This window comes from Enterobacter sp. HK169, assembly GCF_001719105.1.
GTDB classification, from domain to species: domain Bacteria; phylum Pseudomonadota; class Gammaproteobacteria; order Enterobacterales; family Enterobacteriaceae; genus Enterobacter; species Enterobacter asburiae_B.
The window spans coordinates 2,105,170-2,119,609 of sequence record NZ_CP017087.1; the positions used below are offsets into that span (position 1 = coordinate 2,105,170).

Consider the following 14,440-nt stretch of genomic DNA (forward strand, 5'->3'; position numbering starts at 1 on the left):
AGGCAGAGGTTCTTAGTACAGGTGGAATTAACGCGCCAGCCAGCCGCCGTCTACAGCCACGGTGTAACCGTTGATGTAATCCGATGCGGAGGAGGCCAGGAAGACAATCGGCCCCATCAGATCGCTCGGCAGACCCCAGCGTCCCGCAGGGATACGCTCCAGGATCGCCGCGCTGCGCTCTTCGTCAGCACGCAGCTGCTGCGTGTTGTTGGTCGCCATGTAGCCCGGCGCAATCGCATTCACGTTGATGTTATGTTTCGCCCATTCGTTTGCCAGCAGGCGGGTCACGCCCATTACGGCGCTTTTGGACGCGGTGTAAGACGGCACGCGGATGCCGCCCTGGAACGAGAGCATAGAGGCAATGTTAATGATCTTGCCGCCTTTCCCCTGGGCAATAAAATGCTTCGCCGCCGCCTGGGACATGAAAAATACGCTCTTGATGTTCAAATCCATCACGTCATCCCAGTCGCGCTCGCTGAAGCCGATCGCGTCTTCGCGGCGGATCAGCCCGGCGTTGTTCACCAGAATGTCGATATGACCGAATTCAGCCACCGCGCGGTCCAGCAGTTCAGGAATGGCATCGATTTTACGCAGGTCAGCGGTCAGGCTCAGGAAACGGCGGCCCAGGGCCGTCACGCGTTCGATGGTCTCAGTCGGTTCAACGATATTAATTCCGACGATATCGCAGCCCGCTTCCGCCAGGCCTAACGCCATTCCCTGACCCAGCCCGGTGTCACACCCGGAAACCACAGCCACTTTCCCCTGCAGAGAGAATGCATCCAGAATCATGTTTATTCCTTACTCTTTCAGAGCCTGTCACTCACAGGCAGGTTTATGCTTCACCGCCCGCGACTAGCGCAGATCGCTGACCGCAACGTGGTCCATATCATCAAAGACCTGGTTTTCCCCCACCATTCCCCAGATAAAGGTGTAGGCTTTCGTCCCTACGCCGGAGTGAATGGACCAGCTCGGTGAAATCACCGCCTGCTCGTTGTGCATCACGATATGGCGCGTTTCCTGCGGCTGTCCCATCATGTGAAACACGCAGGCGTCCTCATCCATATTGAAGTAGAAGTAGACTTCCATGCGGCGCTCGTGGGTATGGCACGGCATGGTGTTCCACAGGTTGCCCGGTGCCAGCTCGGTCAATCCCATGCTGAGCTGGCAGGTCTCCAGCACGTCCGGCACGAAGTATTTATTGATGGTGCGGCGGTTGCTGGTGAGGTTGTCACCCAGCGTCACGGGTGCGACGTCTGCGGTGGTCACTTTTTTGGTTGGGTAGGTGGAGTGAGCCGGCGCGCAGTTGTAGTAAAACTTCGCAGGCCTGCTGCCGTCGATGCTGGCAAAGACCACGTCTTTCGCCCCTTTACCCACGTACAGCGCCTCGCGATGGCCAATCTCATAGCATTTTCCGTCTACGGTGATGGTGCCCGGCCCGCCGATGTTAATCACCCCCAGCTCGCGACGCTCGAGGAAGTAGCTCACGCCCAGCTGTTTACCGACCTCACCGCCCACGGAGACACTTTTCGTGACGGGCAGAATCCCGCCCACAATGATGCGGTCGATATGGCTGTAAACCATGGTGTACCTGTCGGCCTCGAATACCTGCTCGACTAAAAATGCATTGCGCAGCCCCTGAGTATCCAGCGTTTTGGCGTGCGCACTGTGGATGCTTTCTCTGACGTCCACGGTAACCTCCAGATGTGATCATGCCCGAAGGCGGAAATAAACGAAACAGCGTTCCGTTTTTCATAATGAGCACATACTATCGGCATAAAGCGGGCTTTTCAATTATATTTAAAACAACGTTTCATTTTTATTTTTGTTTATAGCGAAAATGATGTTCGGATCACAATTAAGCCGCCGGGAGAAAAAGGACGCGAAAAAAAACCTCCCGGAGGAGGTCATTTTTAATGAGAAGAGGTTAGCGTTCGATAGCCAGCGCCACCCCTTGCCCGCCGCCTATACAGAGTGTGGCAATCCCTTTGCGGGCATTGCGCTTTTTCATTTCGTGGACCAGCGAAACCAGGATTCGGCAGCCGGACGCACCGATAGGATGGCCCAGCGCGATCGCGCCACCGTTAACGTTGACCCGCAGGGGATCCCACTCCAGCATTTTTCCGACGGAGATAGCCTGCGCGGCATAGGCTTCGTTCACCTCGATCAGATCCACATCCGAAAGCTGCCACCCCGCGCGCTCCAGGCAGCGGCGGGTCGCGTAGACCGGAGCGATCCCCATCAACGCAGGATCAACCCCTACGCTGGCGAACGCCTTGATGCGGGCCAGGACCGGAAGATCGAGTTCAAGGGCTTTGCTTTCGCTCATCATCATAACGGCGGCAGCGCCGTCGTTAATGGAAGAGGCATTTCCCGCCGTCACCGAGCCCTGCATTTCAAACGCGGGATTCAGCCTCGCCAGGCCTTCTGCGCTGGCGTCAGTGCGCGGCTGTTCATCGGTATCCACGAGGATACGCTCGCCGCTCTGACGCTGCGTGCTGACCGGGACAATCTCGTCGCGAAAGCGACCGGAATCAATTGCCGCACGCGCTTTTTGCTGCGAGCTTAGCGCATAGGCATCCTGCACCTCACGGCTGATGCCGTACTCGCGCGCCAGGTTTTCCGCCGTCACGCCCATATGATAGTCATTGAACGCATCCCAAAGCCCGTCATGCACCAGGCTGTCGAGCAGCTGACTGTTGCCAAGCTGTGCGCCGGTCCGGCTGTCGGTCAACACGTGCGGCGCGCGGCTCATATTCTCCTGCCCGCCCGCTATGATCACGTCCGCTTCACCACACTGAATGGCTTGCGTCGCGAGATGCAGCGCTTTTAATCCTGAACCACAGACGTCGTTGATGGTGATGGCCGAAACGGTATTGGGCAGCCCGCCCTTCAGCGCCGCCTGACGCGCAGGGTTTTGCCCGGCACCGGCCGTGAGAACCTGTCCCAGGATCACCTCATCAACTTCATGTGCTGCGATCCCGCTGCGTTCCACCAGCGCTTTTACCACCACGCTGCCCAGGTCAACCGCCGAGTGACGCGCGAGCGCTCCCTGAAAACAGCCGATAGCTGTACGCAACGCACCCACTATTACGACATCTTTCATCACGACCTCTGTGTTAAATGACATGACGATAGTAGAGGATTGTTACTGGCAATTATCTTAATTGTTTAAAAATAGTGAGTTTAATCACAAGGATCAGCGCGCATCCTGCAGATACTGCCGCAGCCAGCTGCCGGCAACGCCGGGAGGGGATCGTTTATTCCACAGCAGATCGATGCCGATCGCCCGCGGCCAGCCGGGAACATTGAGCTGTACCAGGGATTTCGCGGCGGCAAATTCATCCACCAGCGCGCACGGCAGCACGCACCAGCCAAATCCCTGTACCGCCATACTCAAGAGTAACAGGTAATTCGGTGCTGACCAGACGGGCCCGCGCGCGATCTCAGCCTCGCGCTCAAGATAGGTGCTGAGCCGCAGCTCTCGCCAGCCGTGCAGCTCGTCATGCTGAGCGTCATGTTGTCCGGCCAGCGGATGCGTGGTCGCGACGTAGATCGCCATGCGGGTCTGCATCGGCAGGCGGGTGACGCCAATATCCGTAGGGTAACTGTCGCGCGCTTCCGTCAGGCCAATCTGCGCTCGCTCCTTTTGCAGCAGATCGATCACGTCCTCTTCCTCGCCAATCAGACATTCGAATTCCGTATGGGGAAAATGCGCGTCAAACTGCTTCATCATATCTTCCAGCACGTCCGGGTTGAGGGTATCGGAAAGGACAAACGTCAGGCGCGCCTCCGTTTGCGCCGTTAGCGACACCGCCAGCTCATCCAGCCGCGTGCTGGCGGCCAGGATCGCCTGCACGTAGCCCAGCACCTGTTCTCCCTGGACCGTTAACACCGGCTGGCGCGCCGAGCGGTCAAACAGCTCAAAACCCAGATCGGCTTCAAGATTGGCAATTGACGTGCTGATCGTCGACTGGCTTTTACGCAGCCTTCGCGCGGCAGCGGAAAAAGAGCCCGCCGCAACGGTCTCGACAAACGCCTTAAGGGCTTCGGGTGAATAGCGCATAACCTATCTACTTTAGCGATGGATACTATCTTTAATATATCAGCTTTAGCGATGAAAATAGGCTGCATCAACGCCCATACCGGCGAATTAATGAGGTCTATGACTATGCAACATCAGGATGCACTCCAACGTAAACTGCCGGAGCGGATCTTTCATGCTGTCTGTTTCGAAGGGATTGCTACGGCTATCCTCGCCCCTACGGCGGCGTGGCTCATGCAGCGTTCCGTGGTGGAGATGGGGGGGTTGACCATTATTCTGGCCACTACCGCCATGCTCTGGAACATTCTTTATAACTTCGGCTTCGACCGTTTCTGGCCCGTTCAGCGCGTCAAACGTACCGCAAAAGTACGTGCGCTGCATGCGCTGGGGTTCGAATGCGGGTTTATTGTGATTGGCGTGTCGATTGTCGCCGCCGTGCTGGGCGTTACCCTGCTTCAGGCATTCACGCTGGAAATAGGTTTCTTCCTGTTCTTCCTGCCCTACACCATGTTCTATAACTGGGCATACGATTGCCTGCGCGAGAAATTTCTTAAGCGTCGCCAGCAACGGCGAGCCCTGGCAGGCTAAACCGCCTCTGGCCGGACGCCCGTTCCGGCCAAACTCCGTCGAAGCAACTGCGCTCTTCAGGCATAACTATGGTAAATTGCACGCCATTCCGATGGTTTGATAGTTGATACGTTGCTCTAATGTCGAAAATTTGGTCAAAAGATGAGACTCTATGGAGTTTCGCTCTCTATGGCACGGCCGTGGGCGCAGGAACGCTGTTCTTGCCCATTCAGCTGGGCTCCGCAGGCGCTATCGTCCTGTTTATTACCGCCCTCGTGGCCTATCCCTTAACCTACTGGCCGCACCGGGCGCTGGCGCAATTTATCCTGTCGTCGAAAACAAAAGGCAACGAAGGGATCACCGGCGCCGTCTCGCACTATTACGGCAGGAAGATTGGCAACCTGATCACCACGCTCTATTTCATCGCCTTCTTTGTGGTGGTGCAGATTTATGCGGTGGCCATCACCAACTCGCTCACGGAGCAGCTGGCGAAACACCTGACGGTGGATACCGCCGTTCGCGTGCTGGTCAGCCTGGGGGTGGTGCTGGTTCTGAATCTGATCTTCCTGATGGGGCGCCATATCACGATAAAAGTGATGGGCTTCCTGGTGTTTCCGCTGATTGCCTATTTTCTGTTTGTCTCGCTCTACCTGACCGGAAGCTGGCAACCTTCGCTGCTGACCAGCCAGATGGCGTTCGATCGTCATACGCTGCATCAGGTATGGATTTCGATTCCGGTGATGGTGTTTGCTTTCAGCCATACCCCGATTATCTCAACGTTTGCCGTTGACCGTCGCGAGAAATTTGCTAACGGCGCCATGGATAAATGCAAGAAAATCATGAAGGTGGCGTACCTGATCATCTGCCTGAGCGTGCTGTTTTTTGTCTTCAGCTGCCTGCTCTCAATTCCGCCGTCGTACATTGTGGCCGCCAAAGAGCAAGGGGTAACGATCCTGTCCGCGCTGTCGATGATGCCTTCTTCACCGGCGTGGCTGGGCATTTCCGGGATTATCGTGGCGATTATTGCGATGTCGAAATCGTTCCTCGGCACCTATTTTGGGGTGATTGAAGGGGCGACGGAGATCGTGAAGTCGTCGCTCAATCAGGTGGGCGTGAAAAAGAGCCGCGCCTTTAACCGCGCGATTTCCATTATGGGGGTGTCGTTAATCACCTTTGCCGTCTGCTGCATTAACCCGAACGCCATTTCGATGATTTACGCCATCAGCGGCCCGCTTATCGCCATGATCCTGTTTATCATGCCGACGCTGTCGACGTATCTGATCCCGTCACTGAAACAGTACCGCTCCATTGGCAACCTGCTGACGCTGATCGTCGGCGTGCTGTGCGTGTCGGTGATGTTTGTCGGCTAAACGCCCTGCATGCCCGGCGTTCTGCCGGGCATGCCTCTCAGTCTCGCCCTGCTGATTACAGCGGAAAAGGTCTGTCCTGCACGACCGTTTTCATCACAAGCGTAGAGCGAAGGTGCTGCACGCCGGGCATGGCGGAGAGCTTCTCGTCGTAGAGTTTCTGGAAAGCGGACAGGTCGCGGGTCACGACGTGCATCAGATAATCGGGATCGCCAAACAGACGCTGTGCCAGCACGATCTGCGGGATTTCCTCCACCGCCGCTTCAAACGCGCTAACCGCCTTTCTGTCACCCTCCTTCAGCGTCGCAAACACTATCGCCAGGAAGTTGAATCCCATTTTGGCGGGGTCGAGGCTGGCACGGTATCCCGTTATCGCCCCGCTTTGCTCCAGCGCCCGCACGCGACGATGGCACGGCGAGAGGCTCAGATTCACTCTTTCTGCCAGCTCGGTCAGGGATAAACGGCCATCAGACTGTAGCTCAGCAAGAATTTTTCGATCGATGCTATCCATGTGGAAGATTTTCTCATTTTCACGGTGTTATGAGCATAACATTGAAAGCCTATTTCGCAGGGTTAGCGATATTCTTTTTCTCAATGTTTGACGCACTGCGGGAGTTTTCACGACGATGGAAATGAGTATTGTGGCCGGCTTTTGGGTGGTTTCTTTTCTGCTCATCATGACGCCGGGCGCCGACTGGGCCTACGCCATTAGCGCCGGGATTAACGGGCGACGTGTGGTACCGGCGGTGATGGGGTTAATGTCCGGGCATCTGTTAGCTACGCTGATTGTGGTGGCTGGCGTGGGCGTAGTGATTGCTCAGCATCCGCTGGCGTTAACCGGGCTGACCGTTGCGGGGGCCGTGTATCTCCTCTGGCTTGGCATCGGACTGTTGCGTCACCCGGCCGCACCGGAAAAGGCCACCCACCATGCGGGAAACTGGAGACAGTGGGCGATGAAAGGACTCTGCATTAGCGGCCTTAACCCGAAAGTGTTTTTACTGTTTTTGGCGCTGCTTCCGCAGTTTACCGACCCGACCGGAAGCTGGTCGCTAGCGATGCAAATGTCCGCGCTTGGCGTGATGCACCTTATCACCTGTACGCTGGTCTATCTGCTGGTGGGGTATGGTTCGAAAGCGGTACTGGCGACCCGGCCACAGGCGGCGCGTAGGGTGAGCATGGCGTCAGGAGGGATAATGGTGCTGATCGCAATGGTATTGCTGTTTGAGCAGGCGCGATGAAAAAACACCGGCCATCGCCGGTGTTATTTACGCCCGAATATCGTCATATTCCCGCGTTTTATCAAACTCATGCTTCGCGAACGGGCACAGCGGGATAATTTTACGGTTCTCACCGCGCATCTTCTCCACCACTTTCGCCACCAGCTGTTTACCGACGCCCTGCCCTTTCAGGCTCTCATCCACATCGGTGTGCTCGATAATGCTCAGGTGCTCGCCGGTCGGTACAAAGACAATCTCCGCAACCTGGTTGCCGTTCGCATCATTGACGTAAAACTTGTTATGGCCTTCCAGAATATCCATGGTTCCTCGCTTATTTTTGGCGATACTTCAGCGCACCGCTCGGGCAGGTATCAATCACGCGTACAACCGTTTCAACGTCCACTTCATCGGGAATGATCCACGGCTTACGTTTCAGATTAAACAGCTTTGCGCTCCCACGCACGCAGTTACCTGAGTGTTTGCAGATCCCGGTATTGAAGTAAACGTCAATTTTCTCGCCGGTATAGGCCCGGTAACCCGCATCCAGTAGTTCTTTATCCATGACATTGCCTCTGTAATTATTATCGTGCTGAATGAAGCATAGCCTTACGGGATCATGATGGCTATAACGCCGAAAACGAAAAGCCAGGTCACAACTCTTTTCTCGCCAGATTGCGTCCGCTATTGGCCCATGTCAGGCTCGGCAAATGTCACTTTTACATAACTTCCGCAGGTTGAATGAAACGCAGACTCTCTTTTCAGGTAAAGCTGTTTTTAGCGCTGGTGTGCTTCTCCTGCCTGCTGTTAGTTCTGCTGGGAACAATCCTGTTCCATTTTATTGACCGACAGCTCCATCACGATCTCGGCCAGCGCGCCCGGGTTCAGGCCAGCCAGATCGCGCTGATGCCGGGTCTGGCGACAATGGTAGCGGCCAGAGATATTCCGGGAATAGCCCGGTTAATTCAGCCGCTGCGCGCCGAAAGCGATGCCAGCTACATTGTGATTGGCGATACCGAGGAGCAGCACCTTTATCATTCGGAATCCCCGGAGCGTATTAATTTACCGATGATCGGCGGGGATAATGCCGAGGTGTTAAAGGGCAAAACCATTATTTCCGTGCGTCAGGGCGGGATTGGCGTGTCGCTACGCAGCAAAGCGCCCATCTTCAACGCGCAGCATCAGGTGATTGGTATTGTCTCGGTCGGCTATCTGACCTCGTATATTGCCAATATTAACGCCCGCATTCTCTGGCAGTCCGGACTATACGGCGCAGCGCTTCTGCTGCTGCTTTTTATTTTCTCCTGGCTGTTTACCCGCAATTTAAAAAAACAGATGTTCCGGCTGGAGCCGAAAGATATCGCTCAGTTGGTTTTGCAGCAGCGCGCGCTATTAGATGCCATGTACGAAGGGGTATTTGCCGTTAATGGCGAGAAGCAGCTGATTTTAATTAACCGCGCGGCACGCGAAATGCTGGATATTCGGCAAAGTGAGAATGAACTTATCGGGAAACCGCTGGAAGACATTCTGCAGACGGCGCCGGGATTTTTATCCCAGCGCTACGCCTCGGTGAGCGCTGGCAGCCACGACCAGATTGCGGTGCTGAACCAGCGCGAGGTGATCGTCAACCGGGTAGCCATTGAGGTCGAACCGGGCGTTGAAAGCGGTTGGGTATACAGCTTTCGCGACAAAAATGACATCAACACGCTCAGCAGCCAGCTCAGTCAGATCAAACGCTATGCGGATAACCTGCGCATTATGCGCCACGAACAGCTGAACTGGACCGCCACTCTGGTCGGGCTACTGCAGATGAAACATTATGACGAGGCGATCCGTTACATTCAGGTGCAGTCAGAAGGCGCGCAGCGCGTGCTGGACTTTGTCTCAGCCCATTTTGTCTCCCCGGCGCTGTGCGGGCTGCTGCTCGGAAAATACGTCAGCGCGCGCGAAAAAGGCATCGAGCTGCTGTTTGACCCCGCCTGCCAGCTCACCCGGATGCCTGCAGCGCTGAGTGAAACGGAGCTGATGTCCATTATTGGTAACCTGCTGGACAACGCCGTGGAGGCGACACTCAACGCGCCGGTCCACGCGCCGGTAGAACTCTACATTTCTGACCGTAACCAGGAGCTGCTGATCGAGGTGGCTGACCGGGGCTGCGGGGTGGACGATGCGTTGAAGCCGCACATTTTCCGCCAGGGATTCAGCAGCAAGCCGGACAGCGAAAACGACATTGTGGGTACCGAGCACGGTATTGGCCTGTTCCTGGTGGCAGGATATATCGACAAGGCCGGCGGCAGCATTGAGATTGCCGACAACACGCCGCAGGGCACTATTTTTTCTGTGTTTATTCCGAATGGGCGACAGCATGACCCGACCACTTGACGTTGTGATAGTTGAAGATGAGCCGCACCTGGCGGAGCTGCATCGCGAGTATATCGAGCAGAATTTCCATCTGCGCGTGGTGGGCATCGCCGCGTCGATTGAGCAGGCATGCAGCCTGATTCGTCAGCACCAGCCGCGACTTATCCTGCTGGACAACTATCTCCCGGACGGTAAAGGCGTGGAGTTAATTGATAACCCCCTTCTGAAAAGCTACGAATGCTCGGTGATTTTCATCACCGCCGCCAGCGATATGCAGACCTGCAGCCACGCCATGCGCAGCGGCGCGTTTGACTACCTGATTAAGCCCGTCTTTTTCCAGCGCCTGCACGCCTCGCTGGAGCGGTTTATGCGTTTCATCCACACCGTGCAGCAGGTGAAGGTGGTCGACCAGCATGCGCTGGATCGCCTGTTTAATCTTCCCGCCGCGGAAGCCTCCATTACGCCGTCGACGAAGGGCATTGAACCCCAAACGCTGGAACGGATTAAAAACCTGTTCGCCGAGCATCCCGATACCGCGATGTCGGTTGAAGAGGTGGTGGAAAACGTGGGGATCAGCAAAACCACGGGGCGTCGCTACCTTGAATACTGCGTGGAGAGCGGGTTAATCAGCGTCGAAATGCTGTATGGCAATATAGGTCATCCGCGAAGGTTATACCGCAAAGCGCCCGATAAACCGTAATCCAGAATCGTTCACAGGCTAACGTTCGCGGATTTTATGGTGTTAATTGCTGAAACGACGGCGACAATCACACTTCGGAATCATTGCCCGCTTCACCCTCTTGTGGGTGGAGCCCGATACGCTATGTTGACAATTAGTTCCTCAAATGTAACTAAAAGGTTAACTATAATGTCGAACACGTTCCGAATTTCTCTGCTTACCGCTACTGTACTGTTCTCTGCTTCTGCACTCTCTGCCCTGCCGCAGGGCTATCCTGCTGAGTATCAAAAAGTTGTTGATGCCGCAACGAAAGAGGGCAAGGTTGTTATTTACTCCACCACCGACATCAAGGCCGCGGGACCGCTGATCCAGGGCTTCGAAAAAACCTACCCGGGCATTAAAGTCGAATACAACGACATGAACAGCACCGAGCTGTACAACCGCTTCATCAGCGAACAGGCCTCCGGTGGCGTGAGCGGCGACGTGGTCTGGAGCTCCTCTATGGACACCGGCCTGAAGCTCGCCACCGACTACGCCATGGAGTATAAATCGCCGGAGCAAAGCCAGCTGCCGAAATGGGCGGTCTGGAAGGATAAGGCTTATGGCACTACCTATGAGCCGGTGGTCTTTATCTACAACAAGCGCCTGATCCCGGCTGGCGACGTGCCGGATTCTCACGCCGCGCTGGCGAAACTGATTGCCAGCCAGACGGACAAATTCAAGGGCAAAGTCACCACCTACGACATCGAAAAATCGGGTCTGGGCTTTATGCTCTCGGTTCAGGATCACAACGCCGATCCTAATTACTTCAAAACCCTGGCCGACGTCGCCAAAGGTGGCTTATCAGTGCAGTCGTCTACCGGCACCATGATGGAGCGCGTCTCCTCCGGTGAAAACCTGATCGGCTTCAACATCCTCGGTTCCTACGCGGAAGCGCGCGCGAAGAACGATCCTTCGCTCGGCATTTCCTATCCAAAAGATTACACCCTGGTGCTGTCGCGCGTGTCGTTCATCAGCCAGCAATCGCAAAACAGCAACGCCGCGAAGCTGTGGCTGGACTATGTGCTGTCTGAACAAGGGCAAAACATTCTGGCCAATCAGGCGGATATTCCCTCCATTCGTAACGATATCGAAGGGAAAAACGATATCGACGGCCTGACCAAAATCCTCGGCAACGCGCTGAAGCCAATTCCGGTTGATGAAACGCTGCTGGAATACCTGCAGCCGAAAAAACGCCTGGAGTACATCAAAGAGTGGCGTACCGCCGCCGGTAAATAAGCGTCTGAGCGCGGCGCAGGTCGCCGCGCTCCCTTATCGACTGAGTTCGTTTTTCTGGGCCGCAACACCAGGGATACCCCATGAATACATTACGCAGAAAGTGGCAAAGCCTGCCGCGAGGCATCGTCGTGCTGATAACCGCCCTGGTTATCTATACGCCGCTGTCGTTTATCGTGATACAGAGCTTCCTGTCCGCCCCGTTCTTTTCGCCGTCAAAAGAGTGGAGCTTTGAATCATTTGAGTTTATTTTCACCGACCCTGATTTTTATAAGGCCCTGAAAAGCGGCTTTATTCTTGCTTTCGGGCTGGTCTTTATCTCCATTCCGCTGGGTGGCGTGCTGGCGTTTCTGATGGTGCGTACCGACCTGCCCGGCCGCCGGCTGATTGAGCCGCTGATCCTGGTCCCGATTTTCGTTTCACCGATGGTGCTGGGCTTCGGCTACGTGGTGGCCGCCGGTCCGGTGGGCTTTCTCTCCCAGTGGGCTCAGGCGCTGATTGGCTTTGTGCCGTGGAATATCTACGACATGTCGAGCATTGTGGTCATCGCCGGCCTGACGCACGTCCCGCACGCCTATCTGTATATCTCGTCTGCGCTGCGCAGCGTGGGCTCCGATGTGGAAGAAGCCGCGCGCACCGCGGGCGCGTCGCCCTGGCAGGTGATGACCTCCGTCAGCCTGCCGATGGTGCGCCCGTCCATTCTGTACGCTACCGTACTGCTGTTCTTCCTCGGGCTGGAAGTGTTCGGCCTGATGCTGGTCCTCGGCGACCCGGAAGGCAACATGGTGCTGGCGACCTATCTCTATAAGCTGACGAACAAGATGGGCACCCCATCCTATAACCTGATGGCGGCGGTTGCCGTGGTGCTGATCTGCATCACCATCCCGCTGGTGATGCTCCAGCGTCGCCTGATGCGCACCGCCAACCGCTTCGTCACCATGAAGGGCAAGGCTTCGCAGGCCCGCGCGCTGCCGCTGGGTAAATGGCGCTGGGTGGCTGGCGGAGTGATTGCCTTCTGGCTCACCGTCACCATCGGCGTTCCGCTGCTCGGCGTGGTATTGCGCGCGTTTATCTCCAACTGGGGCGTGGGCGTTTCGCTGTGGGACGAGCTTTCTCTGAACACCTTCCGCACCATCTGGGCGCAGCCCAACCTGCTGCGCGCCATCGTCAACTCCATGGCGATTGGCGTGATTGGCGGCGCGCTGGCCGTGGCGTGCTACCTGTTTGTCGGCATTGCCATGCACCGTAAACCGGACAACACCACGCGTTTTCTGGACTACAGCGTGCTGGTGCCGCGCGCCGTGCCTGGCCTGCTGGCGGGTCTGGCGTTCCTGTGGGTGTTCCTGTTCCTGCCGATGTGGCTGGATAACTCGCTGAAATCCGGCTGGCTTTCCGGGTTCGCCTGGACCGACTGGATGCGTGAAAACGTCATCGTCTGGCTGCGTTCGCTGCGCAGCACCATTTTCAGCGTCTGGCTGGCCTATACCGTGGTGTGGATGGCTTACGGGCTGAGGCTGATCTCTTCCACGCTGCTGCAGGTAGGGCCAGAGCTTGAGGAAGCGGCGCGCAGCACCGGGGCGACGCGCGGGCAGATCACCCGCCACGTCACCATCCCGCTCTCCCGCTACGGTCTTATCGGTTCGTGGCTGCTGATGTTCCTGATCTTTGAGCGCGAATATTCAACGGGTGTGTACCTGCTTTCACCCGGCACGGAGACCATCGGCTCGATGCTGGTTTCCCTCTGGGCCGCGGGTGCCATCGATATCGTGGCGGCGCTCTCTTTCATTAACATCCTGCTGGTCGTGGTAGGTCTGGGCATTGCCCTTCGTTTCGGAGTGAAAATACATGATTGAATTAGCGGTTGACGATCTGCACTTAACCTACGGCGACAATCCTGTTTTAAAAGGTGTCTCCATGAACCTGAAGCGCGGCGAAGTGGTCTCACTGTTAGGCCCCTCCGGCAGCGGTAAAACCACCCTCCTGCGCGCCGTTGCGGGTCTGGAAAAACCGACGCAGGGGTCCATTGTCATTGGCAATAATAAAGTTTACGACGGCACGCCGCGCAGCGAGGTCCCGGCGGAAGAGCGTAACCTTGGGCTGGTGTTCCAGTCCTATGCCCTGTGGCCGCACAAGACCGTGTTTGAGAACGTGGCCTATCCGCTCAAGCTTCGCAAAGTCCCGGCCAAAGAGATCCAGCAGCGCGTGCAGGACGTGCTGGACCAGCTTGGTCTGGGCCATCTTGGCAAACGTCACCCGCACCAGCTCTCCGGCGGGCAGCAGCAGCGCGTGGCGATTGGCCGGGCGCTGGTGTACAACCCGCCGGTAATTTTGCTGGACGAGCCGCTTTCCAACCTCGACGCCAAGCTGCGCGAAGAGGCCCGCGTGTTCCTGCGCGAGCTGATTATCAAGCTCGGGTTATCCGCGCTGATGGTGACGCACGACCAGAACGAAGCGATGTCGATTTCCGACCGCATCCTGCTGCTTAACAACGGCAAAATTGAGCAACAGGGCACGCCGCAGGAGATGTACGGCTCGCCGAAAACGCTTTTTACCGCCGAGTTTATGGGCAGCAACAACCGCCTGCACGGCAAAGTCACCGAAGTGCGCGACGGCAAAGCGCGTATCGAAGGAAAAGGTTGGGTGCTGTGGGGCCAGGCCGGTGAAGGGGTGCAGAGCGGTGAAGAAGCGACGGCTGTGATCCGCGTCGAGCGCGTGGCGGTGGTCGAGGGACCAGGGGAAAATCAGCTTGAGCTGCCGCTGCTCACCAGCATGTATCTCGGCGACCGCTGGGAGTACCTGTTCCGCACGGTGGGAGATGATTTTGTGATCCGCGCGTATGGACATGAGGTTCGGGATCCGCAGCACTGCCATCTTTCGTTGCCTGAGAAGCATGTTTGGGTGTTCCCGAAAGGGTGATGAGTCAATATTAATCTGC

15 protein-coding genes are annotated in these 14,440 nt (G+C 56.5%); 8 read left to right on the forward strand and 7 right to left on the reverse strand.

Annotation, left to right across the window (positions count from 1 at the left end; translation table 11 throughout):
* Nucleotides 1–27: 27 nt before the first annotated feature.
* From kduD to EnteroDNA1_RS09930, 4 genes are all read right to left on the reverse strand, one after another.
* Nucleotides 28–789 (reverse strand): 2-dehydro-3-deoxy-D-gluconate 5-dehydrogenase KduD, encoded by a 762-nt coding sequence (kduD, locus tag EnteroDNA1_RS09915; protein WP_064673498.1) that lies wholly within the window; start codon nucleotides 787–789, stop codon nucleotides 28–30.
* A gap of 63 nt (nucleotides 790–852) precedes the next feature.
* Nucleotides 853–1,689, reverse strand: a complete 837-nt coding sequence (gene kduI / locus EnteroDNA1_RS09920) for a 5-dehydro-4-deoxy-D-glucuronate isomerase (RefSeq protein ID WP_039263316.1) — start codon at nucleotides 1,687–1,689, stop codon at nucleotides 853–855.
* Between the two features lie 235 nt (nucleotides 1,690–1,924).
* Nucleotides 1,925–3,103, reverse strand: a complete 1,179-nt coding sequence (locus EnteroDNA1_RS09925) for an acetyl-CoA C-acetyltransferase (protein WP_038417283.1) — start codon at nucleotides 3,101–3,103, stop codon at nucleotides 1,925–1,927.
* Between the two features lie 93 nt (nucleotides 3,104–3,196).
* Complete coding sequence (locus tag EnteroDNA1_RS09930) at nucleotides 3,197–4,063, reverse strand: LysR family transcriptional regulator (RefSeq protein WP_069303270.1); 867 nt, start codon at nucleotides 4,061–4,063, stop codon at nucleotides 3,197–3,199.
* A gap of 105 nt (nucleotides 4,064–4,168) precedes the next feature.
* On the opposite strand from EnteroDNA1_RS09930, the gene EnteroDNA1_RS09935 reads away from it, so the two are divergent.
* Both EnteroDNA1_RS09935 and EnteroDNA1_RS09940 read left to right on the forward strand, forming a co-directional pair.
* Complete coding sequence (locus EnteroDNA1_RS09935) at nucleotides 4,169–4,630, forward strand: multidrug/biocide efflux PACE transporter (RefSeq protein WP_032660189.1); 462 nt, start codon at nucleotides 4,169–4,171, stop codon at nucleotides 4,628–4,630.
* Between the two features lie 119 nt (nucleotides 4,631–4,749).
* On the forward strand, nucleotides 4,750–5,979 hold the full coding sequence (locus tag EnteroDNA1_RS09940) for an amino acid permease (protein WP_047060044.1): 1,230 nt from the start codon (nucleotides 4,750–4,752) through the stop codon (nucleotides 5,977–5,979).
* A gap of 55 nt (nucleotides 5,980–6,034) precedes the next feature.
* Here EnteroDNA1_RS09940 and EnteroDNA1_RS09945 read toward each other — a convergent pair whose 3' ends face one another.
* Nucleotides 6,035–6,487 carry an Lrp/AsnC family transcriptional regulator gene (locus EnteroDNA1_RS09945; protein ID WP_029742214.1) on the reverse strand — a complete coding sequence of 151 codons (453 nt, stop codon included), beginning with the start codon at nucleotides 6,485–6,487 and terminating at the stop codon, nucleotides 6,035–6,037.
* A gap of 115 nt (nucleotides 6,488–6,602) precedes the next feature.
* On the opposite strand from EnteroDNA1_RS09945, the gene EnteroDNA1_RS09950 reads away from it, so the two are divergent.
* Nucleotides 6,603–7,214, forward strand: a complete 612-nt coding sequence (locus tag EnteroDNA1_RS09950; protein WP_069303271.1) for a LysE family translocator — start codon at nucleotides 6,603–6,605, stop codon at nucleotides 7,212–7,214.
* 27 nt (nucleotides 7,215–7,241) lie between these two features.
* Here the strand turns inward: EnteroDNA1_RS09950 and EnteroDNA1_RS09955 are convergent, their stop codons facing one another.
* Together EnteroDNA1_RS09955 and yjdI are read right to left on the reverse strand one after the other, a co-directional pair.
* Complete coding sequence (locus EnteroDNA1_RS09955; protein ID WP_008499687.1) at nucleotides 7,242–7,514, reverse strand: GNAT family N-acetyltransferase; 273 nt, start codon at nucleotides 7,512–7,514, stop codon at nucleotides 7,242–7,244.
* Between the two features lie 10 nt (nucleotides 7,515–7,524).
* Entirely contained in the window at nucleotides 7,525–7,755 is a 231-nt protein-coding gene (gene yjdI / locus EnteroDNA1_RS09960) for a 4Fe-4S mono-cluster protein YjdI (protein ID WP_008499689.1), read from the reverse strand.
* Between the two features lie 176 nt (nucleotides 7,756–7,931).
* Between yjdI and EnteroDNA1_RS09965 the strand changes: the two genes are divergently transcribed.
* The 5 genes from EnteroDNA1_RS09965 to EnteroDNA1_RS09985 all read left to right on the forward strand — a co-directional run bounded on the left by EnteroDNA1_RS09965 (nucleotide 7,932) and on the right by EnteroDNA1_RS09985 (nucleotide 14,421).
* Nucleotides 7,932–9,572, forward strand: coding sequence for an ATP-binding protein (locus EnteroDNA1_RS09965; protein ID WP_069303272.1), 1,641 nt, complete (start codon nucleotides 7,932–7,934; stop codon nucleotides 9,570–9,572).
* Nucleotides 9,556–10,251 carry a response regulator gene (locus EnteroDNA1_RS09970; RefSeq protein WP_075202213.1) on the forward strand — a complete coding sequence of 232 codons (696 nt, stop codon included), beginning with the start codon at nucleotides 9,556–9,558 and terminating at the stop codon, nucleotides 10,249–10,251. The genes EnteroDNA1_RS09965 and EnteroDNA1_RS09970 overlap by 17 nt, the downstream gene beginning before the upstream one ends.
* 168 nt (nucleotides 10,252–10,419) lie before the next feature.
* Entirely contained in the window at nucleotides 10,420–11,508 is a 1,089-nt protein-coding gene (locus tag EnteroDNA1_RS09975; RefSeq protein WP_023309072.1) for an ABC transporter substrate-binding protein, read from the forward strand.
* Nucleotides 11,509–11,588: 80 nt separating this feature from the next.
* Nucleotides 11,589–13,358, forward strand: coding sequence for an ABC transporter permease (locus tag EnteroDNA1_RS09980; RefSeq protein ID WP_064673492.1), 1,770 nt, complete (start codon nucleotides 11,589–11,591; stop codon nucleotides 13,356–13,358).
* Entirely contained in the window at nucleotides 13,351–14,421 is a 1,071-nt protein-coding gene (locus EnteroDNA1_RS09985) for an ABC transporter ATP-binding protein (protein WP_023333294.1), read from the forward strand. Before EnteroDNA1_RS09980 ends, EnteroDNA1_RS09985 begins: the two co-directional genes overlap by 8 nt.
* Nucleotides 14,422–14,440: the final 19 nt, after the last annotated feature.